This window comes from Xanthomonas sp. DAR33341, from assembly GCF_003992815.1.
Taxonomy (GTDB): domain Bacteria; phylum Pseudomonadota; class Gammaproteobacteria; order Xanthomonadales; family Xanthomonadaceae; genus Xanthomonas; species Xanthomonas cissicola.
This window is the reverse complement of the sequence record NZ_QEYV01000035.1, coordinates 71,905-98,794: the sequence shown is the minus strand read 5'-3', so window position 1 is coordinate 98,794 and position 26,890 is coordinate 71,905. Positions and strand designations below refer to the sequence as shown.

22 protein-coding genes and 1 pseudogene are annotated in these 26,890 nt (G+C 66.6%); 11 read left to right on the top strand and 12 right to left on the bottom strand.

Translation table 11 applies throughout. The features are described 5' to 3' along the window. Positions 1 to 303: 303 nt before the first annotated feature. The 4 genes from EO156_RS18145 to sufT form a co-directional block, all read right to left on the bottom strand. A complete protein-coding gene (locus EO156_RS18145) occupies positions 304 to 1,713 on the bottom strand; it encodes a S8 family peptidase (protein ID WP_029828169.1) in 1,410 nt (469 codons plus the stop codon). Between the two features lie 260 nt (positions 1,714 to 1,973). Then, the gene (locus tag EO156_RS18140; RefSeq protein ID WP_016849764.1) at positions 1,974 to 3,707 is read right to left on the bottom strand and encodes a S8 family peptidase; all 1,734 of its coding nucleotides are present in this window, start codon (positions 3,705 to 3,707) and stop codon (positions 1,974 to 1,976) included. A 307-nt stretch (positions 3,708 to 4,014) separates the two neighbouring features. Then, a complete protein-coding gene (locus tag EO156_RS18135; RefSeq protein ID WP_016849765.1) occupies positions 4,015 to 5,100 on the bottom strand; it encodes a branched-chain amino acid aminotransferase in 1,086 nt (361 codons plus the stop codon). A gap of 64 nt (positions 5,101 to 5,164) precedes the next feature. Continuing rightward, complete coding sequence (gene sufT, locus EO156_RS18130; protein WP_003488784.1) at positions 5,165 to 5,719, bottom strand: putative Fe-S cluster assembly protein SufT; 555 nt, start codon at positions 5,717 to 5,719, stop codon at positions 5,165 to 5,167. A gap of 185 nt (positions 5,720 to 5,904) precedes the next feature. Here sufT and EO156_RS18125 point away from each other — a divergent pair, with 185 nt between their 5' ends. Continuing rightward, a complete protein-coding gene (locus EO156_RS18125) occupies positions 5,905 to 6,324 on the top strand; it encodes a hypothetical protein (protein WP_003488786.1) in 420 nt (139 codons plus the stop codon). 390 nt (positions 6,325 to 6,714) lie between these two features. On the opposite strand, the gene EO156_RS18120 is transcribed toward EO156_RS18125, so the two are convergent. Further along, positions 6,715 to 8,202, bottom strand: coding sequence for an NAD(P)(+) transhydrogenase (Re/Si-specific) subunit beta (locus EO156_RS18120; protein ID WP_016849766.1), 1,488 nt, complete (start codon positions 8,200 to 8,202; stop codon positions 6,715 to 6,717). Continuing rightward, positions 8,199 to 8,504: an NAD(P) transhydrogenase subunit alpha gene (locus EO156_RS18115; RefSeq protein WP_026006968.1), complete on the bottom strand. Its 306-nt coding sequence runs from the start codon at positions 8,502 to 8,504 to the stop codon at positions 8,199 to 8,201. Before EO156_RS18115 ends, EO156_RS18120 begins: the two co-directional genes overlap by 4 nt. 123 nt (positions 8,505 to 8,627) lie before the next feature. Here EO156_RS18115 and EO156_RS18110 point away from each other — a divergent pair, with 123 nt between their 5' ends. From EO156_RS18110 to EO156_RS18100, 3 genes are read left to right on the top strand one after another with little or no spacing between them, the layout of a single operon-like run. Then, positions 8,628 to 9,191, top strand: coding sequence for an RNA polymerase sigma factor (locus EO156_RS18110; RefSeq protein WP_016849768.1), 564 nt, complete (start codon positions 8,628 to 8,630; stop codon positions 9,189 to 9,191). Continuing rightward, entirely contained in the window at positions 9,188 to 9,544 is a 357-nt protein-coding gene (locus tag EO156_RS18105) for a hypothetical protein (protein ID WP_003488794.1), read from the top strand. Before EO156_RS18110 ends, EO156_RS18105 begins: the two co-directional genes overlap by 4 nt. 5 nt (positions 9,545 to 9,549) lie before the next feature. Further along, positions 9,550 to 10,041 carry a DUF3106 domain-containing protein gene (locus EO156_RS18100; RefSeq protein WP_026007071.1) on the top strand — a complete coding sequence of 164 codons (492 nt, stop codon included), beginning with the start codon at positions 9,550 to 9,552 and terminating at the stop codon, positions 10,039 to 10,041. A 410-nt stretch (positions 10,042 to 10,451) separates the two neighbouring features. On the opposite strand, the gene EO156_RS18095 is transcribed toward EO156_RS18100, so the two are convergent. Further along, entirely contained in the window at positions 10,452 to 11,549 is a 1,098-nt protein-coding gene (locus tag EO156_RS18095; protein WP_016850368.1) for an NAD(P) transhydrogenase subunit alpha, read from the bottom strand. Between the two features lie 616 nt (positions 11,550 to 12,165). Next, positions 12,166 to 12,765 carry a TetR/AcrR family transcriptional regulator gene (locus tag EO156_RS18090; protein ID WP_029828161.1) on the bottom strand — a complete coding sequence of 200 codons (600 nt, stop codon included), beginning with the start codon at positions 12,763 to 12,765 and terminating at the stop codon, positions 12,166 to 12,168. 125 nt (positions 12,766 to 12,890) lie between these two features. On the opposite strand from EO156_RS18090, the gene EO156_RS18085 reads away from it, so the two are divergent. Next, entirely contained in the window at positions 12,891 to 13,748 is an 858-nt protein-coding gene (locus tag EO156_RS18085) for an alpha/beta fold hydrolase (RefSeq protein WP_005915545.1), read from the top strand. A gap of 460 nt (positions 13,749 to 14,208) precedes the next feature. Here EO156_RS18085 and EO156_RS18080 read toward each other — a convergent pair whose 3' ends face one another. Both EO156_RS18080 and EO156_RS18075 read right to left on the bottom strand, forming a co-directional pair. Then, entirely contained in the window at positions 14,209 to 16,566 is a 2,358-nt protein-coding gene (locus tag EO156_RS18080; RefSeq protein WP_016850498.1) for a DUF1631 domain-containing protein, read from the bottom strand. Positions 16,567 to 16,788: 222 nt separating this feature from the next. After that, a pseudogene (locus tag EO156_RS18075) lies at positions 16,789 to 19,019 on the bottom strand (DUF1631 family protein). Between the two features lie 129 nt (positions 19,020 to 19,148). Here EO156_RS18075 and EO156_RS18070 point away from each other — a divergent pair. Genes EO156_RS18070 through EO156_RS18055 form a run of 4 tightly spaced genes read left to right on the top strand, consistent with a single transcriptional unit; the run spans position 19,149 to position 22,033 of the window. Beyond that, positions 19,149 to 19,724, top strand: coding sequence for a nitroreductase (locus EO156_RS18070; protein WP_005925932.1), 576 nt, complete (start codon positions 19,149 to 19,151; stop codon positions 19,722 to 19,724). After that, complete coding sequence (locus tag EO156_RS18065; RefSeq protein ID WP_016850534.1) at positions 19,721 to 20,707, top strand: 5'-3' exonuclease H3TH domain-containing protein; 987 nt, start codon at positions 19,721 to 19,723, stop codon at positions 20,705 to 20,707. Before EO156_RS18070 ends, EO156_RS18065 begins: the two co-directional genes overlap by 4 nt. After that, the gene (locus EO156_RS18060; protein WP_003488815.1) at positions 20,704 to 21,255 is read left to right on the top strand and encodes an NUDIX hydrolase; all 552 of its coding nucleotides are present in this window, start codon (positions 20,704 to 20,706) and stop codon (positions 21,253 to 21,255) included. Before EO156_RS18065 ends, EO156_RS18060 begins: the two co-directional genes overlap by 4 nt. Beyond that, positions 21,248 to 22,033: an N-formylglutamate amidohydrolase gene (locus EO156_RS18055; protein ID WP_003488817.1), complete on the top strand. Its 786-nt coding sequence runs from the start codon at positions 21,248 to 21,250 to the stop codon at positions 22,031 to 22,033. The genes EO156_RS18060 and EO156_RS18055 overlap by 8 nt, the downstream gene beginning before the upstream one ends. Before the next feature lie 214 nt (positions 22,034 to 22,247). Here EO156_RS18055 and pip read toward each other — a convergent pair whose 3' ends face one another. Together pip and prmC are read right to left on the bottom strand one after the other, a co-directional pair. Next, complete coding sequence (gene pip, locus EO156_RS18050; protein ID WP_003488819.1) at positions 22,248 to 23,189, bottom strand: prolyl aminopeptidase; 942 nt, start codon at positions 23,187 to 23,189, stop codon at positions 22,248 to 22,250. A 238-nt stretch (positions 23,190 to 23,427) separates the two neighbouring features. Then, entirely contained in the window at positions 23,428 to 24,288 is an 861-nt protein-coding gene (gene prmC, locus EO156_RS18045; RefSeq protein ID WP_016850532.1) for a peptide chain release factor N(5)-glutamine methyltransferase, read from the bottom strand. Between the two features lie 201 nt (positions 24,289 to 24,489). Here prmC and ahpC point away from each other — a divergent pair, with 201 nt between their 5' ends. Together ahpC and ahpF are read left to right on the top strand one after the other, a co-directional pair. Further along, the gene (gene ahpC, locus EO156_RS18040) at positions 24,490 to 25,053 is read left to right on the top strand and encodes an alkyl hydroperoxide reductase subunit C (RefSeq protein ID WP_003488826.1); all 564 of its coding nucleotides are present in this window, start codon (positions 24,490 to 24,492) and stop codon (positions 25,051 to 25,053) included. A 185-nt stretch (positions 25,054 to 25,238) separates the two neighbouring features. Beyond that, positions 25,239 to 26,831, top strand: a complete 1,593-nt coding sequence (ahpF, locus tag EO156_RS18035) for an alkyl hydroperoxide reductase subunit F (protein ID WP_126936766.1) — start codon at positions 25,239 to 25,241, stop codon at positions 26,829 to 26,831. The last annotated feature ends 59 nt before the right edge of the window (positions 26,832 to 26,890 follow it).

Here is a 26,890-nt window from a genome sequence, read left to right as displayed (position 1 = left end):
GCAACGCGCTGACGCCAGTGCGCTGCGCCGTGCCCGATGCGCGTGCATGCAGATGTTGCATGCCTCACGTGGGGTGGCTATCGGCGTGCCGCCGATGCGCTGAAGCGGCCATGCCGTGCTGGCGCGCGTTTCATTCAGCCATCGCTGCCGGCCCTGGCTGGCGCTGCGGCAATTGCCGCTGCCCGAACGCACACGGCCCCGCATAGAGCGGGGCAGTGCAGGTTTCAAACCACCGACACGGGCGTCGGGAAAGGCCCGACGCGATGCCGGCTGCGCGCCGGCATCGCGGTCGTCGGCGCAGGTTTACGGGGTCTGGCTGACCGCGCCGGCCGCGTTGACGATGCCCGCGCCGCAGCCGCCCGAGCAGGCGCCCGGCAGCGGACGTGCAGTGTTCTTCAGCAGCGTTTCCACCGCCGCAGGCGTCAGCGGACGGCTGGCGACCGACTGCACCAGCGCCACCACGCCGGCCACGTGCGGGGCCGCCATCGAGGTGCCGTTGTAGCTGGCGTAGCTGGCCGAACCCGGCGTGGTGGTGCCGCTGTTCAAGGTCGACAGGATCGCCGAACCCGGCGCGGAGATGTCGATGCCGGTGCCGTAGTTGGAGAAGCTCGAACGCGCCCCGGCCGAGGTGATCGACGCCACCGAAATCACGTTGGCGCAGCTGGCCGGGGTGAAGTTGGCAACGTTGGCATTGCTGTTGCCGGCCGCCACCACCACGGTGGTGCCGCGCGACACCGCACTGTTGATCGCATTCTGGTAACTGCTCGAGCAGCTGCCGCTGCCGCCCAGCGACATGTTGATCACTTCGGCCGGGTTGGCATTGGCCGGCACGCCGGACACGGTGCCGCCGGAGGCCCACACGATCGCATCGACGATATCGGACGTGGCGCCGCCGCATGCGCCCAGCGCACGGATCGGCACGATGCGCGCGTTGAACGCGGTACCGGCCACGCCGGTGCTGTTGTTGGTCACCGCCGCGATGGTGCCGGCCACATGCGTGCCGTGCCAGCTGGAATTGGCGGCCGAGGTGCCGCTGCCGCACTGGCCGGCCGTGGTCCAGTCGCCCTGGTCGGCCGGATTGCTGTCACGCCCGTTGTTGTCGCGTGCACGCGTGGCATCGCTGATGAAGTCGTAACCCGGCAGCACGTTGGCGTTGAGGTCCGGATGGCTGGTGATGCCGGTGTCGATCACCGCCACCACCACGCCGGTGCCGGTGGCGGTGTCCCAGGCCGGGCGCACGTTGATGCTGGAGGAAGAGGTGCCGAAGCCCCACTGTTCGGACAGGCGCGTGTCGTTCGGGGTCAGCACCGGGTACATGATCTGGTCGACTTCCACATAGTCCACGCTGGGGTCGGCAGCAATGCGGCGCATCAGCGTTTCGGCGTCGGCGCGGTCCAGGCCACGGTCGGTCTTGAGCACTTCCGAACCCAGCGCCGTGCGGCGCACGTGGTTCAGGCCCAGCGCACGGCCGGCGCGTGCCGGCATCGCACTGGCGACGGAATTGAGCGATGCGCGCATCGAGGTCGGGCTGACCGCCGCACTGGAACCGTCTTTGTATTTGACGATGAAGCGGTCCAGGGTGGGCTGCGCATCCAACCCGGACAGATTGACCTGACCGGCGAATGCCGGCACGGCCAGCAGCGAGGTCAACGCGGAAACACCCAGGACTACCAGCGCGCGCGTGGGCGCACGACGTTGCGACACATTGGACATCGATCGTTCCTTATTGGAGAGGTGCCGCAGCTGCGGCGAGAGGGCCTGCCCTTTGCCGCAGGCTGCGGTTCGGGGCCGGAAACTGCACGGGCGCCAGGCCCGTCGGAGCGACTGACCGGCGTCCATTCCGGCCAAGTGGCAACACATCGCCTGCGCCTGCCGAAACGGCAGACCTGGGCGAGGTATCGCAAATGGGGTTGAAGCGATGGTGGCAGCGTTCCCTGACGTCATGCCAGGGAACGCGTGCAGCGATCCAGCGTTTAGTAGCTGGCGGTCAGGGTCACGCCGGAGAACGTGCTGTAAGCCTTGATCCGCACGTAATAGGTTCCCGACGGCGAGGCGATGTTGCAGGTTTCGGCATTGCCATCCAGATACGGGCGGCAGGCGTAGACGGTGTCGGTCGGCGCGCTACCGGCCCGCACGTACAGGTCTGCATCGCCGCTGCCGCCGCTGGTGGTGACCGTCAGCGTGCCGCTGCCGGCCGGCACCGAGATGGTGTAGTTCAACTCCGCGCCCGTGGCCGCGCCGAGGCCGGTCACCGGCGTGCCGTTGGTCAAGGTGTTGCCGGTTCCGCCACCACCACCGCCACTGCTACCGGCGATGGCCGCCGTCACTGCCGCATCGGCATCGACAATGCCCGCACCGCAACCGCCCGAACAGGCACCCGGCAAGGCGCGTGCGGTGTTCTTCAGCAGTGTTTCCACTGCGGCAGGCGTCAACGTGGTGGGCGCAACCGACTGCACCAGGGCAACAACGCCGGCCACATGCGGCGCCGCCATCGAGGTGCCGTTGTACGAAGCGTAGCTGGCGTTGCCCGGCGTGGTGGTCCCGCTGTTGAGCGTGGACAGGATCCCCGACCCTGGCGCGGAGACGTCGATCCCGCTGCCGTAGTTGGAATAGCTGGCCTTGGCACCGGCCGAGGTCGTGGCCGCCACCGCGATCACATTGGCGCAGTTGGCCGGCAACGAACCGGACACGTTGGCGGCACTGTTGCCGGCCGCCACCACCACCGTGGTACCGCGCGAGACTGCGCCGTTGATGGCGCTCTGCATCGTGGACGAACAGGTGCCACCGCCGCCCAGCGACATGTTGATGACTTCAGCCGCGTTGGGATTGGCCGGCACACCGCTCACGGTGCCGCCGGAGGCCCAAATGATGGCATCGGCAATGTCCGACAGCGAACCACCGCACCGGCCCAGCACGCGGACCGGCACCACCTTGGCGTTGAACGCAGTGCCGGCCACGCCGGTGGTGTTGTTGGTCAGCGCCGCCACCGTGCCGGCGACATGGGTCCCGTGCCAGCTGGAATTGGACGTGGCGCACCCGCTGGTCGAGTTCCAGTCGCCTTCGTCGGCAGGATTGTTGTCGCGCCCATTGCCGTCGCGCGCGGCGGTGGCATCGCTGATGAAGTCGTAGCCGGGCAGGATGTTGGCGTCCAGGTCGGGATGGCTGACGATGCCGGTGTCGATCACCGCAACCACGACGTTGGCACCGGTGGCCTTGTCCCAGGCCGGGCGGATGTTGAGCCCGGCGTTGGTGGTGCCGAAGGCCCACTGCTCGGACAGGCGGCTGTCGTTGGGGGTCAGCGTGGGGTACAGCATCTGGTCCACTTCCACGCTATGCACGTTGGGGTCGGCGGCCAGCTGGCGCATCAGGGTTTCGGCTTCGGCGCGATCCAGCGCGCGGTCGGCCTGAACCAGCTCCGGTCCCACTGCCAGACGACGCACGCTGTTCAGGCCCAATTGCTTGCCGGCCTTGGCCGGCAACGCACGTGCAGCGGTGCGCAACGAGGTAGTCAACACGCTGGGGCTGCTCAGGGCGCTACTGCCGTCCTTGTAGGTCACGATGAACTTCTGGTGGGTCTGCGCAGTGGCCAGGCCACCCAGGTAGACGTCGCCGGCGAATGCCGGCGTTGCCAGCAGCAGCGAGGTAAGTGCCGAAACACCCAGGATGCAGAGCGCTCGGTGGCGCGGACGAAACGACGCGTTGGACATCGAATTCCCTTCCAGTGCAAGAGAACCGCCGAAGCGGTAGTTCCGAAACCGTCGCAATGGCGACTGGCCCAGTGCCCCGGACCGCCCCTGTTATCGATCCGTTCAGTGAACCTATCCCAAAGGAACCGAACTGGACAGTACGGAGTTTGTATTTTTCGAAATCAAAATTTAATTACGTGACTTGAATCACACTTTAATCATGCTGAATTCGACCGGTTCCTTGTCGAAAAAGGGCCTTTTGCTGTTGCGCAAACAAAAAGGCCCCCGTGCTGACACACGGAGGCCCTTGTTTGACGAATATGTCTGCTTACGACAAACGCACCAACCACCCGTGGCGGTCAGGCACGCGGCCGTACTGGATATCGGTCAGTTCCTGGCGCAGCGACATGGTCACCTGGCCCGCTGGCGCGGACAGATCGCCCACCGCGAACCCCTCGCCCTTCAGCTCGCCGATGGGGGTCACCACCGCCGCCGTACCGCAGGCGAACACCTCGGTGATCTCGCCGGAGGCCACGCCCTGCTTCCATTCGTCGATCGCGACCTTGCGCTCGATCACCTGCATGCCACGGTCGCGGGCCAGTTGCAGGATGCTGTCGCGGGTGATGCCTTCCAGGATGCTGCCGGACAGTTCCGGCGTCACCAACGTGCCGTCCTTGTAGACCAGGAACACGTTCATGCCGCCGAGTTCTTCGATGTACTTGCCTTCCACCGGGTCCAGGAACAACACCTGCGAGCAGCCCTGGGCATAGGCCTTCTGCTGCGGCAGCAGCGACGCGGCGTAATTGCCGCCGCATTTGGCCGCGCCGGTCCCGCCCTTGGCCGCACGTGCGTATTCGGTGGACAGCCAGATCGACACCGGCGCCACGCCCTTGGCGAAGTACGGGCCGGCCGGGCTGGCGATCACGTAATACGAGGCCTTGTGCGCCGCGCGCACGCCCAGGAAGGCCTCATCGGCAATCATGAACGGGCGGAAATACAGGCTGGTCTCCGGCACCGACGGCACCCAGCCGCCATCCACGGCCACCAGCTGGCGCAGCGATTCCACGAACAGGTCCACCGGCAATTCCGGCAGCGCCAGACGGCGCGCCGACCGCTGCAGGCGCTCGCCGTTGGCTTGCGGACGGAAGGTCCAGATCGAGCCGTCGGCGTGCCGGTAGGCCTTGATGCCTTCGAAGATCTCCTGCCCGTAATGCAGCACCGACGCTGCCGGATCCAGCTGCAGCGGGCCGTACGCGCGCACTTGCGCGTCGTGCCAGCCCTGCTCGTTGTTCCAGGAGATGGCGACCATGTGGTCGGTGAAATGCAACCCGAAACCGGGCGCAGCCAGGATCACGGACAATTCGTCGGCGCTGCGCGGCGACGGAGAACGGGTGGAAGCGAAGGACACGGACACCGGGAGATTCCTGTATGGCGGGCGAAAGGACGCAGCGCCACATCGTGGACATGGCGCGTGACGATCAGAGCATGCCGGTCTCGAGACGGGCCGCTTCGGACATCATATGCCGGCCCCACGGCGGGTCGAACACCAGCTCGACGTCGGCCTCGGCGATGGTCGGGATCATTTCGACCTTGCTGCGCACATCGTCGACCAGGATTTCGCCCATGCCGCAACCGGGCGCGGTCAGCGTCATCTTGACGTCGACCCGGCGCTGATCGTCTTCTTCGCGATGGCTGACCACTGCCTCGTAGACCAGGCCCAGATCGACGATATTGAACGGAATTTCCGGGTCGAAACAGGTGCGCAGCTGCTGCCACACCAGGGCTTCCACTTCTTCGTCGCTGGCATTGGCGGGCAATTCCAGCCCCGGCGGCGGCTCCTTGCCGATCGCATCGCCATCCTTGCCGGCAATGCGGAACAGATTGCCTTCGACGAAGACGGTATAGCTGCCACCCAGCGCCTGGGTGATATAGCCGTAACTGCCTGCGGGCAGGGTCACCGAATCGCCCTGCGGCACCATGACGGCATCGCAATCGCGTTCGAACTGGACGGGTTCGCTGCTACGGGAATACATGGGCTGGATATGGGGCCGCGCCGGACGCGCGCAAGTCGGCCATTCTAGCCGACCACGACGCTACCGCCGCCGGCCAGCGTGCCAGCCGGGGACGACGCTGCATTCCATCGGCCGCACTGCCGTGGCGTGGCGTGCGTCGCAGAGGCCGGCGCGCGTCTATCATGTGCGCACTGTCAGGAGCTCCAATGCCGCCCACCACCGCGTCCGCCAGAACTGCCCACTGGCTCTGGCCCCCGCTCCTGCTGCTGGGATGCGTCACCGCCCTCATCGCCTGGCTGCTCATCGCCCTGGCCCTGGGCAACCAGGCCGGCTGGATGGCCGTGGTCGTGGCGCTGGAGATCGTCTGGATGCTGCGCCTGGGCACCCTGCGCGCCGGCCGGCTGCGCATCGGCGTGGCCGTCGTGGCGACCGCGCTGATCATCGCAGGCGCCAACTGGGGCATCGCCTCGGCTCAACTGGGCGGACCGCTGGGCCTGGACCCGTGGACCTCGGCCCAGAAGATGGGCACCGGCCTGGCCTGGACGCTGCTGCAACTGGCCAACAACGGCTTCGACCTGCTGTGCTACGTCGCGGCACTGCTCGTGGCCTGGTGGGCGGCGCGCTGAGGCAGGCGCGATTGTTTCAGTAGCCAACGTCGGACGTCGTTGCAGCTGATGCGTTAGCTGCACAGATTCGGGCACCGCGGCTCGTCAAACGCCATCGCTCTCATCAGAGATACATGGAAACGCGCTGCGCGTTTGCCGCAGGGCCCCTTTCCTGCCCACCATCGCCAGACACGCTGCAAGTACGTCCTTGTAAGCTCCGTGGCGGCATGGATACCGCCATCGAGACTCCAGGGACGGATTTACGGCGCGTCCCGCAAACGGTGAGGGCGCCGCGCCTTCGACTGACCCCGGCTTTGATCCGCGCGTGTAAGCGCCCCCGGTAACGCAACAGGACACGACAGACCCTGCGTTGCCTCAAGCATCTGGGCGCGCCTGGCGACACACCAACACTCAATGCCCGCCGCCATCCAGCGCTTTCAATTCACTCACCAGCGCACCAGCGGCTTCTGCCCCATCGCCGTACAACATGCGCGTGTTGTCGGCGTAGAACAGCGCATTCTCGATGCCGGCAAAGCCGGTTCCCTTGCCGCGCTTGATCACCACCGTGTTGCGCGAATTGACCACGTCCAGAATCGGCATGCCGTAGATCGGGCTGGCCGGATCGGTTTTGGCGACCGGATTGACCACGTCGTTGGCACCGATCACCAACGACACGTCGGTGCTGGCAAATTCCGGATTGATGTCGTCCATGTCGGCGATCAGATCGTAGGGCACACCGGCCTCGGCCAGCAGCACGTTCATGTGCCCCGGCATGCGCCCAGCGACCGGATGGATCGCGAACTTCACCTTGACACCGCGCGCCATCAAGCGCTGCGCCAGCTCCCAAATCTTGTGCTGTGCCTGCGCCACTGCCATGCCATAGCCGGGCACGATCACCACCCGCTCGGCAAAGGCCATCATCGCCGCCACATCGCCGGCCTCGATCGGCTTCTGCACACCGCTGATTTCCTGCGCCTGCCCGCCACCGCCGAAGTTGGAAAACAGCACCCCGCTGATCGGACGATTCATCGCCTTGGCCATCAACCGCGTCAGCAGAATGCCGGCCGCGCCGACCATCATGCCGGCAATGCCGGCCGCGCCGACCATCATGCCGGCGATGATCAGTGCCTCGTTGCCGAGTACATACCCCTCGAACGCCACCGCCAACCCGGTAAACGCGTTGTAGAGCGAAATCACCACCGGCATGTCGGCACCGCCGATCGGTAGCGTCATCAGCACGCCCAGGGCCAACGCCACCACGAAGAACGCGATGATCGCCAACGGCTGCAGGCTGCCCGCCGCCCAGATGGCCAGGGCCAGCACCGCCACTGCCACCGCCAGATTGAAGGCTTGCTGCCCCGGGAAGGTCATCCGCCGGTCCAGCCGGCCATCGAGCTTGGCCCACGCGATGATCGACCCCGACAACGACACCGCCCCGATCGCCGAACCGATCACCGCCAGCACCACCATGGTGGTGTCCGGCTGCCGCGCCGCCAGCTCCGCAACCGCCTGGGCGCTCCAATGCGCCGTGTCGCGATTGGCGAAGAACGAAAACCGCAGCAGTTCCACCGCGCCGATCGCCGCCGCCGAGCCGCCGCCCATGCCGTTGTACAGCGCCACCATCTGCGGCATGTCGGTGATGGCGACCTTCTTGGCCGACCACCACGCCACCCCGGTGCCGATCGCCAACGCCGCCAGAATCAGCGGCACGTTGTGCAACTCTGGCAGGAAAAACGTGGCCACCGTGGCGATCAACATGCCCAGCCCGGCCCAACGGATGCCGCTGCGCGCGCTCAATGGAGACGCCATCCGCTGCAGACCGAGCAGGAACAAGGTGGCTGCAACCAGGTAACTGGACTTGACCACCCACGACAGCAACTCGGCAGTGGAGACGTTCATGACCTATCCCCGCCAGGCGGCTTCTTGCTGGACTTGAACATCTCCAGCATTCGCTCGGTGACCACGTAGCCCCCCGCCGCGTTTCCCGCACCTAACGCCACTGCGACAAATCCCAGCGCTTTTTCCAACGTGGTGTCGGCATGCCCCAGCACCACCATCGCCCCGATCAGCACGATGCCGTGGATGAAGTTGGAACCGGACATCAGCGGCGTATGCAGGATCACCGGCACCCGCGAGATGATCACGTGGCCGGCAATGGCCGCCAGCATGAAGATGTACAGCGCTACGAATCCGTCGCTCATCGTCTCTGGCTCCACTGGTCGGTGCGGCCCGCCGATCATACCCACGCCACGCCCGTGCGGGCGCCTGTCAACCGAATCCGCGCTCGCCCGTTGACGTCGTATCGTCTCCGCGGAAGCTACGCTGTGCTGGTGGGAACTCCTTTCGATCCGCAAGCTACCGCACCGGCCGCCACCGCGCCGGTGTCGCTGGACGCCTTTCTGGCCGGCATCGGGCCGCGTGCGTTCCGTTTTGCCGAGGCCGGCCTGCGGCACCGCGAAGATGCGCTGGACGCCGTGCAGGACGCCATGGTGAAGCTGCTGGGCTATCGCGAACGGCCAGCCGAGGAATGGACGCCGCTGTTCTGGAGCATCCTGCGCAGCCGCATCATCGACCTGCAGCGGCGACGCAGCTTCCGCCTGAAGTTCTGGGCACCGGCCGAGCGCGCCGACGACGAAGGCCCGATCGACTGGGCCGACCCCGGCACCGGACCGGTCGACGAACAACAGCATCAACAGGCCTACCAACGGCTGGTCGATGCATTGCGCACACTGCCGGCGCGCCAGCGCGAAGCCTTCACCCTGCGCGTGCTCGAAGACCTGGACGTGGTCACCACCGCCAAGGCGATGGGCTGCTCCGAAGGCTCGGTCAAAACCCACCTGTCGCGCGCGCGCGACGCGTTGCAAAAACAGTTCGAGGATTTCCTGTGAACCGCTCCCACGACACCGCCCGGCTGGATGCGCAGCTGCGCCGGCTGCATGCCACCGCGCTGACCAGCCTGCCGCCGCAGACACTGGCGCGCCTGCGCCAGGCCCGCCACGCCCCGGCATCCACGCGCGGCCGGCGCGGCTACTGGTTGCTGGCCACCGCGTGCTCGGGCCTGCTGGCGATCGGCATCGGCCTGCAGCTGCACCCCAGCCAAAGCGTCTCATCTGGCGCCGCGCCGACCTCGTCGGTTGCCAGCGCCAGCACCAGCGCCACCACCGAGACAGACGACCTGCTGGCCCAGAACCCGGACCTGTATGTCTGGCTCGGCTCCGACACCGCCCTGGCCATGGAATAAGCACGATGACCCACACCACCCGCCTGCTGTTGACCCTGTTGCTGAGCGCCGGGCCATGCGCCTCCACGCTGGCTCAGGACGGCCCGCCCGGACCTCCTCCACCGGGTCCGCCCATGGACGCGCCTGGCCCACGCGGCCAGGGGCCCCGTGACGAGACGCCCATGCCCGAGTGGGACCAGCTGACCAAGCAGCAACGCCAGGTCCTGATCGATGCGCTGCGCGAGCGCTGGGACGACGTGCCCGAAGAACGCCCCAGGATGTACCGGCACGCCCGCCGCTGGCTGGACATGACGCCCGAGCAGCGCAAGCAGGCCAAGGCCGGCATGGACCGCTTCCGCAACATGAGTCCGGAGCAACGCCGCGAGGCCAAGGCCTTGTTCGATCGCATGCGCACGCTCAACCCGCAACAGCGCAACGAACTGCAGCAACGCTGGCAGAAGATGAGCCCGGCCGAGCGCAGCGCTTGGTTGCACGAGCATCCGCCGGTCGAGGACTGATGTTTGGCAGGAATTGCGCCGCGTACGCGGCGGACGATGCCGCCTGTTCAAGCGCCGCGCAGGGTTTCGATGGGCGGTGGCCATTGATCAGCCGTCGCGCCTGGCATCTTGCTGCACGCGACGGCCACCCACTGCAGCGACGCGCACCCCGCGTACCCGCGCGCGAGGTGGCGTAACGTTGGTAGCGCACGCAGCTGCAACACGTCGCAGCAACTGCCTCGCACGCCAACACCCGTGTTGCATCGATGGCTTCGCTACGTCGTCGGTTGCAACGACAACGACGAAATCACTGACCGCGCCACGCCTCAACCTGCCTGGCGCATCGCACGTCAGCGCCGGGCTGACGACGGCTCGCGATGCGCTAGCGCGCTGTCCTTGTCGGATTGCGCGCACCGAACTTTCTGCGACGCCTAGGCGGTGGTTGCGGCCGGCGCCGACCACCGCGTCTTCGCCAGCAACTCATCGTCCCAGTCGAGCGTCAACGCACCGTCCTGGATCAACAGGGCGACGAAGGCGTACACGTTGCGCGCGAACATCTCGCTGGCATGCACTGCGCCCTGGCTGGCCAGATTGAGCGGGCCAGCGATGACCACGCCGTCGAGGTCATACGTCTCCCCCGGGCGGGTGGCCGCGCAATTGCCGCCGGTTTCCGCCGCCAGGTCCACGATCACGCTGCCGGCGCGCATGCCGCGTGCCATCTCGGTGGTCACGATCTTCGGTGCCGGCCGGCCCGGAACCGCTGCAGTGCACACCACCACATCCACACCGGTGAGGTGTTCGGCCAGACGGCGCTGCTGTTCGGCGCGTTCGTCGTCGCTGAGTTGACGCGCGTAGCCGCCTTCGCCGGCAGCGCTCACGCCCAGGTCCAGAAATCGCGCACCCAGCGAGGCGATCTGCTCACGCGTTTCCGGCCGCACATCGAAGCCTTCCACCTGCGCGCCCAGCCGCTTGGCGGTGGCGATCGCCTGCAGGCCGGCCACGCCCGCGCCGATCACCAACACCTTGCACGGGCGCATGGTGCCGGCCGCGGTGGTCAGCATCGGAAAAAAGCGCGGCGCCAGCTGCGCGGCAATCAGCATCGCCTTGTAGCCGGCCATGCCGGCCTGCGAGCTCAACACATCCATCGACTGCGCGCGCGTGGTGCGCGGCAGGCGCTCCAGTGGAAACGCAATCAATTGCCGCGCGGCAAACGCCTGCGCACGCGCAGGGTCTGCATCCGGCGCCAGCATGCCGATCACCACCGCGTGCGGCTTGCACCAGAGCAACGTGTCGGTAGAAGGCGCCTGCACGCACAGCACCATCTCGGCCTGCGCCACGGCGTCGGCGCCGGCAGGCTGCGCACCGGCCTGCAGATACGCGTCATCGTCCATGCTGCTGGCCCGGCCGGCCCCCGGTTCGATCCACACGCCGGCACCGAGCGCGACCAGTTTCTTGACCGTTTCCGGCGTCGCGGCCACACGGCGTTCGCCGGCGGCCTGCTCTTTCAGTACCAGCACCTGCACAGCCATGGGTTGCTCCGGTCTTGCGCCCAGTCGCGGCGATGCTAGCAGAGCGCGGTGCGCGCGCAGGTAGCGAAGCTTGGATCATTCTCCCGGCGAGAGCGTCAGTGGGTGGGCTGCCGCTGACGCATCGGTCCAGCGCGCATTTGGCTTGGTGGCACCCGTGAGCTGGATGACGAGTTTCGGGGAGTTACCCGAGGCAACTCGCAGAATCGTTCTGGACGACGGCGCTGCAGCTGTACTGCGCGATACGCGCCGGCACACCAGCAGGACGATACGCAAATCATGGATGTTGCCTGCGGCACAGCGCTGATTCCGGCGTCAACACGCACGCGTGATCGCCCTGCCCTGCAAATCAACGACCGCGTGGCCGCAGCTCTCGCTGGGAAACGGGGGCCGGCTGCCGCATACAAGAGCGCAACCGGCACGTATTCCGCGTCGAATGCGCATTCCGCTTCAAAACACGTCATGCCGGCGTCAGATCGTATTCGAGACCCTTGCGGCTGTGCAGGTGCAGGCAATGCCGACGTTGAACGTATGCCTCATCGCGCTCCAGCGCATTCTCCTAGCGCCTTGCAGTCCCGGCATGACCGTCGAGGCTCCGAAAATCGTCGAAGAGGGCGCACTAAGCCTCAAACAACCCTTTCAGCAGCGGCGCAAACACCAGCTCGGGGGCAACGCCCAGCAACGCCTCATGCTTCCCGTCGATGGCAAGAGAGGCGTAACCATGGACGGCGCTCCAAGCGAGCACGGTACGCTGCTCGAGCAACGCGGCGCCCGGGTCGCTAGCGTGCCGGGCAATCCATTGCGCACGCACCGTCTCGCGCAGGCACGCCATCGCCGCAGCGCTGGCTTCGGTCAAGCGTGGCCAGCGCAACGCACGCACATCCAGGCCAAGCATCAGCCGGAAATGCTGCGGAAACTCCAGCGCAAACCGGATATAGCCCAGCCCGCAGCCCATCAACGGGTCGTCCACCTCACGCTGCGTGGCGAGGATGCGCGCGAGCATGCGCTCGTAACCGTCAGCCGCCACGTCCGCCAAAAGCCCGTCCAGCGAGCCGAAGTGGTGCGCGGGGGCGGCGTGCGACACACCGGCGCGGCGCGCGCAGGCGCGCAAGGTAAGCCCGCGTAAACCGGACTCGCCCAGCAAGTCCCAGCCGGCCCGCCGCAGCGCGGCCGGCAGATCGCCGTGGTGGTAGGCAGCAGTGGCGGACGAGGACGGCATGGGCAGCTTCGCTTATGGAAACAACAGTGGATCAAACCATCTTGACGTTGACAAGATACGCCCACCAGACTGATGGCACATCTTGTCATCGACTAGATGCCGCCTCTCCTTGCAGGACATGCCTCATGAGCTCATCCATCGCCACGCTGCGCAGGCGCCTGTTACGCGGCTCCCTGGCCGGCGCCAGTCGGTTGGCTCCTGGACCCACCGGCCGCTATCTGGCACGTCGCTTCGTCACCCCGGCAGCGCTTGGGCGCCGGCAGGCGGCCACGATCGCGGCCACATTGACCGACATGCAGCGTCACACGCTGCGGATCGATGACATCGACATCGCCGTGTACCAGTGGGGCGATCCGGCGCAGCAGCGGTATGTGCTGCTGTCGCATGGCTGGGCCAGTTATGCGCTGCGCTTTGCGGCCTGGGTGCCGCAGTTGCGCGCACTCGGCTATGCGGTCGTGGCGTTCGACCAGGCGGCGCACGGCTTGAGCGGCGGACGAATCAGCTACATGCCGCATTTCGTGAAAATGTTGCGTGTCATCGGCAGCCGCTTCGGCCGCCCGGCCGCATTTATCGGCCACTCGCTCGGCGCGGCCTCGGTGGTATTTGCCGACGACCCGGTGTGGCGCCCTGCGCGCTATGTGCTGATCGCACCGTTGCTGGCGCCGGCCGCCAGTGCGCAGCGCCAGTTTCGCGCATTCGGTATTGCGCCTGCCGCGTTCGCACCGTTCGAAAACTGGCTGGCAGACCTGACGGGCAAGCGCTTTTCCGATTTCGATGCGACGCCGCGCCTGCCGCAGTTCGATCGCCCGGCGCTGATCATCCACGACCGTCGCGACCGCGAAACGCCGTGGGACGAAGGCGCGCGTTTCGCCAGCCTGTGGCCGGGCGCGCAGCTGTTCACCACCGAAGGGCTAGGCCATAACCGCATGGTCGACCACACCTCGGTGATCGAGCGGGCGATGCAATTTATCGGGCCGGCATGATCTGAAGAAATACGAGAAACTCTGCCATTGTGGCCGCAGCCCGAGGCAGCATTCATCGCAGCGCGCATCGATGAGGTCTTGGGCAAACAAGCGACGCAGCTCATTTATTTAATTGCAGTGTCTGTCCTGCGCGTGAGCTGCCTCCGAGCGCAGCACCTCAGCAGCATGGACTCAGTGGCAAGGCCTCGCACCGCAGAACGCGCTTTCCCTATTCCACCGCGCCGCTCGGCAAATGCACGCACGCCGGATCGCTCAAGGCACTGCATCGCCAAGTAATCGGGCCGGCAGGTCGGTCACAGCCTGCATCGCGCGGTGGGAAGCGAGCAGCCTGGCGGCCGCACACGCGCTTTGAATCGCTCAACGCACCGCACCGCGGTTGTGCAATGGGTCCAGCCACTTGCGCCCTGCACCGCAGCGTCGAAAGCGCACGGCCGTGAATCACATACGCACGTGGGACCGCTCAGTGCACCGTGCTGTTGTTCTGCAACGGATCCAGTCGATCGATCACACCCTGCATGGCGCTGTCGAAGGCGCCGTCGTTGATGTGCTCGCGCAGGCGGCCCAGGCGCACCATCACCGCCAGTTCTTCTGGCGAGGCGACGCAGAAACGCACGCCGCGTCGATTGACGAATAGCAGACGCTGCGAAATCGGGCTCACCCACGACAGCTTGCCGGCCTGCACCTTGCCGTCCTTGTCGACAAAATCCAGCCACGTGCCGATATCCATCGCTCGGAAACGTTCGGCATCGGCGCTGTCGATGCTCTGCGCGACCGCTTCGGCACCCAGCACCACGCTGACGCTTTCGGTAGCCGGTGGGGGAAGATTGACCTGCGGCAGTTCCGGCAGGGCTTTTTCCAGTTCCGGGCGCGCTTCGGCGATCGCCTGCAAGGTGTCGTGCAAGGCGGTGATCGCCACCACCACCGCATCCCCGTGCAGGCCTACGCTTGCGAACACGCGGTGCAACGCCGGCTGCCAGACCTGCAGCCATGGCTTGCCGACGATATGACGGCGCGCTTCGGCCAGTTCTTCCAGTACGCCGTCGGCCACCGCCAGGGCCTCGATGGTGCCGGGACCTTCCTCGCCGTCGCGCAGGATCGCCATGGTCAGGTGATGCAGCCACGGCTGGCGCAGAAAGTCGTCCACCGCCTTGGGCAGGCCCGCGCCTTCGGGCGCACGCTGCTCCAGTTCCGACAGCGCGCGGCTGCGCGCCAGTTCGAGCTTTTCCTGCCCGCGCTGGGTTTCGGTGGCACGACGCTCGGCAATTTCCACCCGGCGCCGGTGCTGCGACAGGAAGTCGCGGAATTCTTCTTCCAGGGTGAGGAAGATCGCCAGATTTTCGTTGAATTCGGCCACCAGGCGGTCGACGATTTCTTCGACCTTGCCCATCAGCACGCGCTCGGCAGCGCTGTCGCCGTTGTTGCCTTCGCAGGCCTCGGCCAGCGAGTTGAGCAGGCGCCGCGCGGGATGGGTCTTCTGCACGAACATCTTGCGGTCCAGCAGTGCGACCTTGACGAACGGCACCACCAGGCGGCCGATCATTTCGCGCGAACGATTTTCCAGATCGCGCTCGTCCAGCATTACATCGAACAGCATGCCGACCAGGTCGATGGCATCTTCGTCCATCGGGTCGAGTTTTGCGGTGGCCGGGTCCACGCCCAGTCGCGTGGCGCTGGAAAGCACCTCGTTCTTCAACCGCTGCGCAAGCGATTCGGTGTCGTCGCCGATGGCCGCCTGCAGCGTCGCGCTGGGCGTGGCCTGCAGCAGCGACAGTACCGACATCATTTCGCGCTGGCTCAACGGGCGTTGCTGCCCTACCGCGACGGTGGCGGCAGACGCGGCGGTGTCGCGCACGCTGCGGGTCTGTTGCAGCAATTCGTGCAGCGCCTCGAGCAGCATGCCCTGGCTGCCGCCGGGATGGTCGGCCTCGCCGTCCATGCCGCCATCCCCGCCGCCATCGGCATGGCCGCGTTGCGTCGCGGCCTGCATGCGGCCGCGGCTATGTGCCCAGCGGTCAAGAAAACGGTTGGCCCAGGCCGGTGCGTACTGATCACCCTGGTTGTCGCCGCCCATCTCGGCGTGACCGCCATGCGGCTCGGCCTGGACGCGCTCTTCCGGCATCTCGCCACGCGACTGCATGCGCGGCGGTGCGCGCTTGGCCTGCGAAATTTCCGGCATCACCCCGGCCTTGGCCAGGGTTTCGTCCAGGCGTGCGTACAACTTGCCGATCGGCTCGGCCAGATCGCGCTCGCACAGCTTGATCAACACCAGTCGCACTTCCGGCGCCAGGTCGCAGGTGGCGAAAGCTTCGTGGATCGCCACGCCCAGATGTTCGGGGCCAATCGGGTTGGTGTCGGCCATCAACTCCAGCCCGCCGGCGATCCAGCCCAGGCGGCGGTCCACCCGTGCCAGCACCTGTTTGAAATCGCGCAACAGCACCGTGGCCAGATTGCGCACTGCCAGCCGCGATTCGAGCACGTGCTCGGGCACCAGACTCAGCGGGCCGGTGCCCATGTCGCCGGCCAGCACCACTTCGGCCGACAACGGCGTGCCGAGCACCAAGGCCTGCCAGCCATCTTCCAGCTGTTGGCGGAACTGGCGGGCGACCTCTTCGCGCTTGCGGCGCAATTCGCGCATGCCATCGAGAAACAGCAACTGCGAGGCGCCAGCGGATTCGGCACGGTCGAACAGCACATCGTCGAAATGCGCAACTGCAGCAGCAAAAACCTGCGCGAGCGCCGGCACGAAAACGTCGTGCGCCTGCTCGAGCAAGCGTTGGTCACGGCCCGGATGTCCCGACGGACTGGGCTGAAAAGTCATGCGCAAAGGCTCCCCGCCTCTGCAGGCGTGAAAATTTCCGAACGAGAAAAAACAGACGCGGCCCCAAATTCCGCCTGTGCATGGTAGGCGGTTCGCGCATCCGTTAAGTGTGACATCTTACTCACTTTACTCGTGACCGCCCAGGGTTTGCGTGTCAAGCGGCCATCCTAGCTCGCAACATCGCGGTGGAGCTTGCCGGTCATCATTCTGCGCCTGCGGGTGTTAAGCCTTCAGCTTCGCGGGCGCTTCCAGCCCGTCCACCACGTCCTGCATCGCGCTATAGAAGGCGTCGTCGTCGCGGTGCAGGCGCAGGCGGTCCAGCCACACCATCATCGCGAGCTCTTCCGGCGATGAAACGCACAGCCGCCCACCGCGCCGGTTGACGAACATCAGGCGCCCGGAAATCGGACTGATCCACGACAGTTTGCCAGGCTGCACGCGGCCCTCGCGGTCGATGAAGTCCAGGCTGGTGCCGATTGCCATGACGCGGAAGAAATCTGCAGTGATGCGGTCGAATTCCACCTGTGCGGTGGCATCCAGCATCGGCGTCAGCGGCTCTGCCACCGGGTCGGCTGGGCTGGGCGCGAGCGTCAGCGCGGTCAGGGTCGGCGCGAGTGCTTCCGGAGCGGGCGCAGGCTGGGTCGGCAGCAGCGCGCGCTGCAGTTCCTGCAGGGCCTGTTCGGCCTCGCGCTGCCCCAGCCCGGCCAGGGTGAAGGCCTGCAGCAGCTGGGGACGATGCGCTTCCAGTGCGGCATCGCCGTGCACGCGGCCAAGTTGCAGCAGCACCGCGTCGCCGAGCGCCAGCGCGGCGTCCAGGGCCGGGCCGGCGCCGTCGGAGCGCAACGCGGCCTGTTGCACGCACGGGTGCCACACACGGCTCAAAAAGTGTTCCACCACCGGCGGCAACGGCCCGCGCGCCAAGCGCTCGGCCAGCGCCTGCGCGGCGATGCTGCGCGCACGCTCGCGGCGTTCTTCGGCACGCTGCAATTCGTTGGCGCGCCGCTCGGCGATTTCGACCCGGCGCCGGTACTGCTCGTAATGCGCACCGAATTCGGCTTCCAGCGCCAGGAACACCGATGGATGCTCGTCGAAGTCGCGCACCACGGTGTCCACCGCTGCCGCAACCTGGGCGAGCAGGGCCTGTTCGGCAGCGGTTTCGCCGCCATTGCCGTCGCAGGCGTCCACCAGCAGGTTGAGCAGGCGCCGGGCCGGATGCCCATCGCGCACGAACAGGTGGCCATCGAGCATCGCCATCTTGGCCACCGGCACCAGCAACTGGCCGAGCATGTCGCGTTGCTGCCGCGACAGATGGCTCTGCAGCAGGATTGCCTCGAACAGCAGCGCAATCAGATCCAGTGCGTCTTCGTCGCTGGGGTTGAGCTGGGTGGTGGCCGGATCCACGCCGAGCGAGGCGGCAGCGCGCATCAACTGCTGGCGCAACCGCGCGCCAGGCCCAGATGGGTGCCGTCGATGACCTCGAAACTGGCGCCGGGCATGGTCTGCAGCAGCGACAGCGCCGACACCACCTCGCGCGGCGACAGCAGCCGCTGCTGCCCCGGCGCCAACGTGGCGGCATCCGGCTCGCGCTGGCGGCGTGCGTGCTGCAGCAACTGGTGCAGGCCCGCCGGCAGCACCTCGCGGTCGCTGCGCAGATGCACATCGATCACCTGTGCGCCGACCAGTGCGCCCTGCCCGCCCGACCAGTCTGCAAAGAAGCGTGCGATCCAGTCCGGCGCCTCGGCGCTCTCGTCGCTGGCGGCGGCGTCCTGGCGCGGAATACCGCGTTGACGCTGGCGTGCCTGCGGCAGCTCGCGCAGCCGCGCGACCTGGGCCAGCGCCTGTTCCAGCTCGCCGTAGCGCTGGCCGACGCGCGCCATCAGCTGCTGCTCGCAGACCTTGATCACCGCCAGATGCACCTTGGGGGCCAGGGTCACGCCCTGGAACGCCTCGTACAGCGCAACGCCCAGATGCTCCGGCCCGAACGGATTGCTGTCGCCATCGATGCGCAGCCCACCGGCGATGAAACCCAGATACCGATTGAGCCGCATCAGCTCCGGCCGCCACTGGTGCTGCAGCGCGCCGGCCAGGTTGCGTACCGCCAGGCGCACGTCCAGGTCCTGCTCCGGCAGCAGGGTCAGGCCGGCGGCGCCCCGTGCGAGGGTGCGCTCGGCCGACAGCGGACGTCCGGATTCCAACCCCTGCCACGCCTTGGCCAGATGGCCGCGAAAGCGTGCGGTGATCGGTTCGCGTTGCTGGCGCAGGGCCTGGATCGCTTCCATGAAATCGTTCTGCGCCGCGCCCGCGTCGGCCGCCAGCCGGAACAACGCCTCGGCCAGCGCGTCCTGCACATTCACAAACGCGTCGGCCAACGGCACCAGCACCACCTCGCGGACCTGATCGAGCAGGTCCGGATTGCGGCTGGGCAGCGGTTCGGTAGCAACAAACTGGGTCATTGGACAACGCACTGGATGGGCACGGGAGGTTGAATCGCAGAGGGGCCACTGCCCCCCGCCGACATGATGCGGCGGGCGTTGGGAAGAGGCCGTCTATAATTCAATGCCTCGTTGCCCCGACCCGGATTTATGCACGCACCGTATTCGCTCCAGGCGCTGGACGCGCGCCGTTCGGTTCCCTCCAAACAACTCGGCGCCCCCGGGCCGGATGAAGACAGCTTGCTGCGCATGCTCGCCTCGGCGGTGCGCGTGCCCGATCACGGCAAGCTGGTGCCGTTCCGCTTTCTGCGCATCAGCGGCGAGGCGCGGGCTGCGCTGGGGGATTTTCTTGCCGAGCGCACCCTGGCCGCCGACCCGCTGGCATCGCCGGCAACCCTTGCCAAGGAACGCGGACGCTTCAGCGACGCGCCGGTGGTGATCGTGGTGATCGCCTCGCTGCGCCCGGAGCACAAGGTGCCCGTGCAGGAGCAATTGCTCACCGCCGGCTGCGTCTGTTTTGCGTTGCTGCAGGCCGCCCAGGCGCACGGCTTCGGTGCGCAGTGGTTGAGCGCGTGGATGGCCTACGACCCGGCGGTGACGGGCTACCTGGGCCTGGAAGACAACGAACGCATCGCCGGCTTCATCCACATCGGCACGCCGCGCATGCAGGTGCCCGAACGCGAGCGCCCGGACCCGCGTGCGCTGCTGCGCGACTGGACCCCGTGACCACGCCGAACAACCCGCTCGACGCTGCGCCGCTGGCAATCCAGCGCCCGACCCCGCTGTATCTGGTGGATGCCAGCCTGTACGTGTTCCGTGCCTGGCACTCCATCCCGGACGAATTTCAGGATGCGCAGGGCTGGCCGACCAATGCGGTGCACGGCTTTGCGCGGTTTCTGCTGGACCTGCTCGAACGCGAGGATCCGCAGCACATCACCATTGCCTTTGACGAAGCGCTGGACAGCTGCTTCCGGCATGCGATCTACCCGGCCTACAAAGGCAACCGCACGCCTGCGCCGGATGCGCTGCGCCGCCAGTTCGCGCATTGCAAGGCGTTGTGCGCAGCGCTCGGGCTGAGCGTGCTGGCCCACCGCGATTACGAGGCCGACGACCTGATCGGTAGCGCGCTGCACAGCGTGCGGGCGCACGGCTTGCGCGGGGTGATCGTGTCGGCCGACAAGGACCTGTCGCAGTTATTGCTCGAGCATGACGAGCAGTGGGACTACGCGCGCAACCAGCGCTGGGGCATGGACGGGGTCAAGGCGCGCCATGGCGTGCATGCGCACCAGATCGCCGACTATCTGGCGTTATGCGGCGATGCCATCGACAACATTCCCGGCGTGACCGGCATCGGCGCCAAATCGGCAGCAGTGCTGCTGGCGCACTTCGGCAGCCTGGATGCGCTGCTGGAGCGCATCGACGAAATCCCCTTCCTGCGCCTGCGCGGCGCGGCGCAAATGGCGGTGCGGCTGCGCGAACAGCGCGAACACGCATTGCTGTGGCGGCAGCTCACCACCATCGCGCTCGACGCGCCGCTGGCGCTCACCCAGACCGGCTTCACGCGTGCGCACGCCGATGCGGACATGCTGACCGGGTTGTGCGAGAGCCTGCGCTTCGGCCCGCTCACCCGGCGCCGTCTGCTGGCCGCCAGCACCGGCGTGCCCGCACCGTTTCCTCCCGTTTCCCTGGCACAAGGTCCCCGCCCATGAACCGACACGACACCCCGCCCACCGTGGTCTACGAAGGCAAGTACCAGCGCATGGTCGTGCGTGGCACCTGGGAATACTCCGAACGTGTGCATGCCGGCGGCCTGGCGGCGATCATCGTGGCGGTGACGCCGGACGATGCGATGTTGTTCGTCGAGCAGTTCCGCGTGCCGCTGCAGGCGCGCACCATCGAAATGCCGGCCGGGCTGGTGGGCGACGTGCATGCCGATGAATCGATCGAACTGTCGGCCATTCGCGAACTGGAAGAAGAAACCGGCTGGACCGCCGAGCATGCCGAAGTGCTGATGATCGGCCCCACCTCGGCCGGTGCCAGCAGCGAGAAGATCGCCTTCGTGCGTGCCACCGGTCTGCGCAAGGTCGGCGATGGCGGCGGCGATGCCAGCGAAGACATCACCGTGCATGCAATCCCGCGCGCGCAGGTCGGCGCCTGGCTGGTGCAGAAGATGGCCGAGGGCTATCAGATGGACCCCAAGCTGTGGGCCGGCCTGTATCTGGTCGATCATGCATTGGACGGCACCCCGCGTGGCTGACGCAGCCACCGAACCATTGCTCAGTACCGACGATCCGGCGCCGTTCGCCGTGCACAACGCGCAGGCCGCATCGCCGTGGCTGTTGATCGCCGACCACGCCGGCCAGCGCGTGCCGGCCCGACTGGCCGACCTGGGCCTGCCGCAATACGAACTGGACCGTCATATCGGCTGGGATATCGGCATTGCGCAGGTCACGCGGCTGCTGGCCGAGGCGCTGGATGCGTTCGCCATCGCGCAGACGTATTCGCGCCTGGTGATCGACTGCAACCGTCCGCACGACGCACCCAGCCTGATGCCGGCGGTCAGCGACGGCACCTTGGTTCCGGGCAACCAGCAGCTGACCGACAGCGACCGGCAGCAGCGCATCGATGCGATCTTCGCGCCGTATCACGCACGTATCGCGGCCGAACTGGAGGCGCGTGCACAGCGCAATCAGCCGACAGTATTGGTGTCGATGCACAGCTTCACCCCGGTCATGGCCGGAAACGCGCGGCCCTGGCATGCCGGCGTGCTCTACCACCGCGATACGCGGCTGGCGCATCGCCTGTTGCAGGCGCTGCGTGAAGAACCCGACCTGGTGGTGGGCGACAACCAGCCGTATGCGGTCAGCGACGCCACCGATTACGCCATCCCGGTGTATGGCGAAGGCCGCGGCCTGCTGCATGTCGAACTGGAAATCCGCCAGGACCTGATTGCCGACGCGGCCGGGCAACAGGCCTGGGCAGCGCGCCTGGCGCGCATTCTGCCGCCGCTGGCGGATGCCTTGCTGGTGCGTTGAGCAGCAGCAGCGTTTGGCGGCTGCATCGCAGCCGCGTTGAACATCTGCAATCAGTAGGAGCGCGCTTGCGCGCGATGGAGCGTTACCGGTAACGCCGCGTCGCGCGCAAGCGCGCTCCGACACGTCATGCGTATGTCATCGCACCTCAGCGCGTCCGGCAGAGTGATCATGCCGATCGACCAAAGCGAACTCTGATCGATGCGCATGCACTCGCTTACGCAAACCCGTCGGTGGCGCGCACCAAGGCATCGACGTTTTCCGGTTCGAACGCTGAGTGCCCCGATGCCGGGCTGATCTGCAACTGCGCCTTCGGCCACGCCTTGTGCAGGTCCCACGCGCTTTGCAGCGGGCACACCACATCGTAGCGGCCGTGCACGATCACGCCGGGAATGTCGGCAATGCGATGCGCGTCGCGCAGCAACTGGTCTTCGACCTCGAAGAAACCGCCGTTGACGAAGTAATGGTTTTCGATGCGTGCGAACGCCAGGGCAAAGTGCGCGTCTTCATGCCCGGTGACGAAGTCCTCGTCGACATGCAGGAAGCTGGTGGCGCCTTCCCACACGCTCCAGGCTTTGGCCGCAGCCAGACGCGTGGCCTCGTCATCGCTGGTGAGACGGCGATGGAATGCAGACATCAAGTCGGCGCGTTCCACCGGCGGAATCGCGTTGAGGTAATGCTCCCACGCATCCGGGAACAGGCGGCTGGCACCTTCCTGGTAGAACCATTCCAGTTCGAAGCGACGCAGCAGGAAAATACCGCGCAGCACCAGCTCGGTGACCTGCTGCGGGTGGGTCTGCGCGTAGGCCAGCGCCAGCGTGGATCCCCAGCTGCCCCCGAACACCTGCCAGCGATCGACCCCCAGATGCGTGCGCAGCCGTTCGATATCGGCCACCAGATCCCAGGTGGTGTTGTCCACCAGATCGGCATGCGGCGTAGAGCGGCCGGAACCGCGCTGATCGAACAGCACGATGCGGTACTTGGCTGGGTCGTGGAAGCGACGCATCTTGTCGTTGCATCCGCCGCCGGGGCCGCCATGCAACATCACCACCGGCTTGCCGTGCGGATTGCCGCACTGCTCGAAGTACAGCGTATGGCGATCGTCGACCTTCAGGCTGCCCTGCTGGTAGGGCGTGATCTCGGGATAGAGCGTGCGCATGCGTCGGTCCTGCGGGAAACCGCTAGTGTATCGGCAGCTGCGCACGCACACGGGCAACGCCATGCGATTCGAAGAGAAGGGTTCGCCGTGATGGGCCAAGCCCTGAAGAGCGCACCCAACCTTCTGCGCTTACCGGCGGGCGAGCGCACTCGATGCGCGCAACCGCTCTATCGAACGCGCGTACTCCGCTTCGGAACGCGCGGCCCTCGTCTCCCGACAATAGCGCGCGGGCGGTTGCTCAGCCGCCCTGGCCCGCAGCTGGCAACCAGCGCCCCAAGGTCACCCGATCGCGCTGCTCCAGATCCTGATGCGTGGCCACCGCAGCGAAACCGCGCGCAACCAGCAGTTCGGCCACCGCCGCCCCCTGGTCCCAGCCATGTTCGAGCAGCAACCAGCCGCCCGGCAGCAGATGCGCAGGCGCATCGGCCACGATCAGGCGGATATCGTCCAGCCCGTCGCTGCCGGAGGCCAGCGCACTGGCCGGTTCGTAGCGAAGATCGCCCTGCTGCAGGTGCGAGTCGTGCGCGGCGATATACGGCGGGTTGCTGGCGATCAGGTCAAAGGTCTCGCCAGCCAAGGGCGCGAACCAGCTGCCCAGGCGGCACGCGACATTGCGCAAGCTGTGGCTGTCGGCGTTGCGTTGGGCCATGGCCAACGCCGCAGCGCTCGCATCGGTGGCGATCACCTGCGCCTGCGGACGTTCGCTGGCGATGGCCAGCGCAATCGCGCCACTGCCGGTCCCCAGATCGGCGACACGACGGCCTGGCAGGGTGTCCAGGCGCTCCAGCGCAAGCTCGACCAGCGCTTCGGTATCGGCGCGCGGGATCAGCGTGGCCGGCGAGACCGCCAGGTCCAGCGTCCAGAATCCGCGTGAGCCGGTCAGATAGGCCACCGGCTCGCCGGCCTCACGGCGCTGCACCAAGGCATCGAAGGCCTGCGCGATCGATAGAGGCACCGCATCGCGCCCGTGCATGAACAACCAGCCGCGATCGCGGCCCAGCGCGTGCAGCAGCAGTGCCTCGGCATCGCAGCGTTCGATCCGCCCGCCGGCGCGGCGAAGCAGCTGATCGGCGGGAATGGCGGCGAGATCGTCGGACATACGGGCTGTTCACCTACACGCAACATCGGCTGACCATTATCGACGATGGCGTGCACCGCGATTGCGCCAGATGCCATCTGACGAGTCGATAGCCAAAGACTATCTATGTAATTCCATCAATCGATTTGAGGAATCTATCGATCCTGCCTACCATGGCGCCTGTTCCATCCCCCGCCCCCTTTTACCGCACGAGGAAACTCAATGTCTCTCATCAACACCCAGGTCCAGCCGTTCAAGGCGAATGCGTACCACAACGGCAACTTCATCGAAGTCACCGAGGCCAGCCTGAAGGGCAAGTGGTCGGTGCTGATCTTCATGCCGGCCGCATTCACCTTCAACTGCCCGACCGAAGTGGAAGACGCCGCCGACAACTATGCCGCCTTCCAGAAGGCTGGCGCCGAGGTCTATATCGTCACCACCGACACGCATTTCTCGCACAAGGTGTGGCACGAAACCTCGCCGGCCGTGGGCAAGGCGCAGTTCCCGTTGATCGGCGACCCGACCCACAAGCTGACCCGCGCGTTCGGCGTGCATATTGAAGAAGAAGGCCTGGCCCTGCGTGGCACCTTCATCATCAATCCGGAAGGCGTGATCAAGACGCTGGAAATCCACGACAACTCCATCGCCCGCGACGTCACCGAGACGCTGCGCAAGCTGACCGCTGCACAGTTCGTGGCCAACAATCCTGGCCAGGTCTGCCCGGCCAAGTGGAAGGAAGGCGCCAAGACCCTGGCTCCGTCGCTGGACCTGGTCGGCAAGATCTAAGCCGGCTGTCATCTCCGGCCCAGTCGGGCCGGGGGTGAACCGGAGCCGGTGCCGGGCTGCCCGCCAGCCGCCGCCAGCACGCACCCCGACCTCGCGCCGGCTGCGGTTCACTCCCTTCCTCCCCGGCGACCTGCCTCAGCGCAGCGACGCCATGCCCTCCCCTTGCCCATTCCCAGGAGTTCTCCATGTTGGATGCCAATCTCAAGACCCAGCTGACCGCCTACCTGGAACGGGTGACGCGGCCGATTCAAATCAACGCCTCGATCGACGACAGTGCCGGCTCGCGCGAAATGCTCGACCTGCTGGAAGAGTTGGTGCTGCTGTCGGACAAGATCAGCCTGGACATCCACCGCGACGACAACCAGCGCAAGCCCTCGTTCGCGCTGACCACGCCGGGCCAGGACATCTCGCTGCGCTTTGCCGGCCTGCCGATGGGCCACGAGTTCACCTCGCTGGTGCTGGCGCTGCTGCAGGTGGGCGGCCACCCGTCCAAGGCCGCCGCCGAGCTGATCGAGCAGGTGCAGCACCTGGATGGCGACTACCAGTTCGAAACCTATTTCTCGCTGTCGTGCCAGAACTGCCCGGACGTGGTGCAGGCGCTGAACCTGGCGGCCGTGCTCAACCCGCGCATCAAGCACGTGGCCATCGATGGCGCCTGGTTCCAGGACGAAGTAGAGGCCCGCCAGATCATGTCGGTGCCCACCGTGTACTTGAACGGCGAGCTGTTCGACCAGGGCCGCATGACGCTGGAGCAGATCGTCGCCAAGCTGGATACCAATGCCGCCAAGCGCGACGCTGCGAAAATCGCTGCAAAAGAAGCGTTCGACGTGCTGGTGGTGGGCGGCGGCCCGGCCGGTTCGGCAGCAGCGGTATATGCCGCACGCAAGGGCATCCGCGCCGGCGTGGCCGCCGAGCGTTTTGGTGGGCAGGTGCTGGACACCATGTCGATCGAGAACTTCATTTCCGTGCCGGAAACCGAAGGCCCGAAGATGGCCGCCGCGCTCGAGCAACACGTGCGCCAGTACGACGTGGACATCATGAATCTGCAGCGTGCCGAGCAGCTGATCCCGGCCGGTGCCGATGGCCTGATCGAAATCAAGCTGGCTAATGGCGCCTCGCTCAAGAGCAAGACCGTGATCCTGTCCACCGGTGCGCGCTGGAGGCAGATGAACGTGCCTGGCGAAGATCAGTACAAGAACAAGGGCGTGGCGTATTGCCCGCACTGCGACGGCCCGCTGTTCAAGGGCAAGCGCGTGGCGGTGATCGGCGGCGGCAACTCGGGCGTGGAAGCGGCGATCGATCTGGCCGGCATCGTGGCGCATGTCACGCTGGTGGAATTCGACGACAAGCTGCGCGCCGACGAAGTGCTCCAACGCAAGCTGCGCAGCCTGCACAACGTACGCATCATCACCAGCGCGCAGACCACTGAAGTACTCGGCGACGGACAGAAGGTCACCGGTCTGGTCTACAAGGACCGCACCGGCGGCGATATCCAGCACATCGAGCTGGAAGGCGTGTTCGTGCAGATCGGCCTGCTCCCCAACACCGAGTTCCTGCGCGGCACGGTGGCGCTGTCGCCGCGCGGCGAAATCATCGTCGACGACCGTGGCCAGACCGATGTACCCGGCGTGTTCGCCGCTGGCGACGCCACCACGGTGCCGTACAAGCAGATCGTGATCGCAATGGGCGAAGGTTCCAAGGCGGCGCTGGGTGCATTCGACCATCTGATCCGCACCAGCGCACCGGCCACTGCCGACAGTGTGGCCCAGGCCGCATAAGCAAGCGCCCGCTTAGCGCCCGGCCAACCCGGGCGCTAAGCTTGCAACACGCGCCAGTG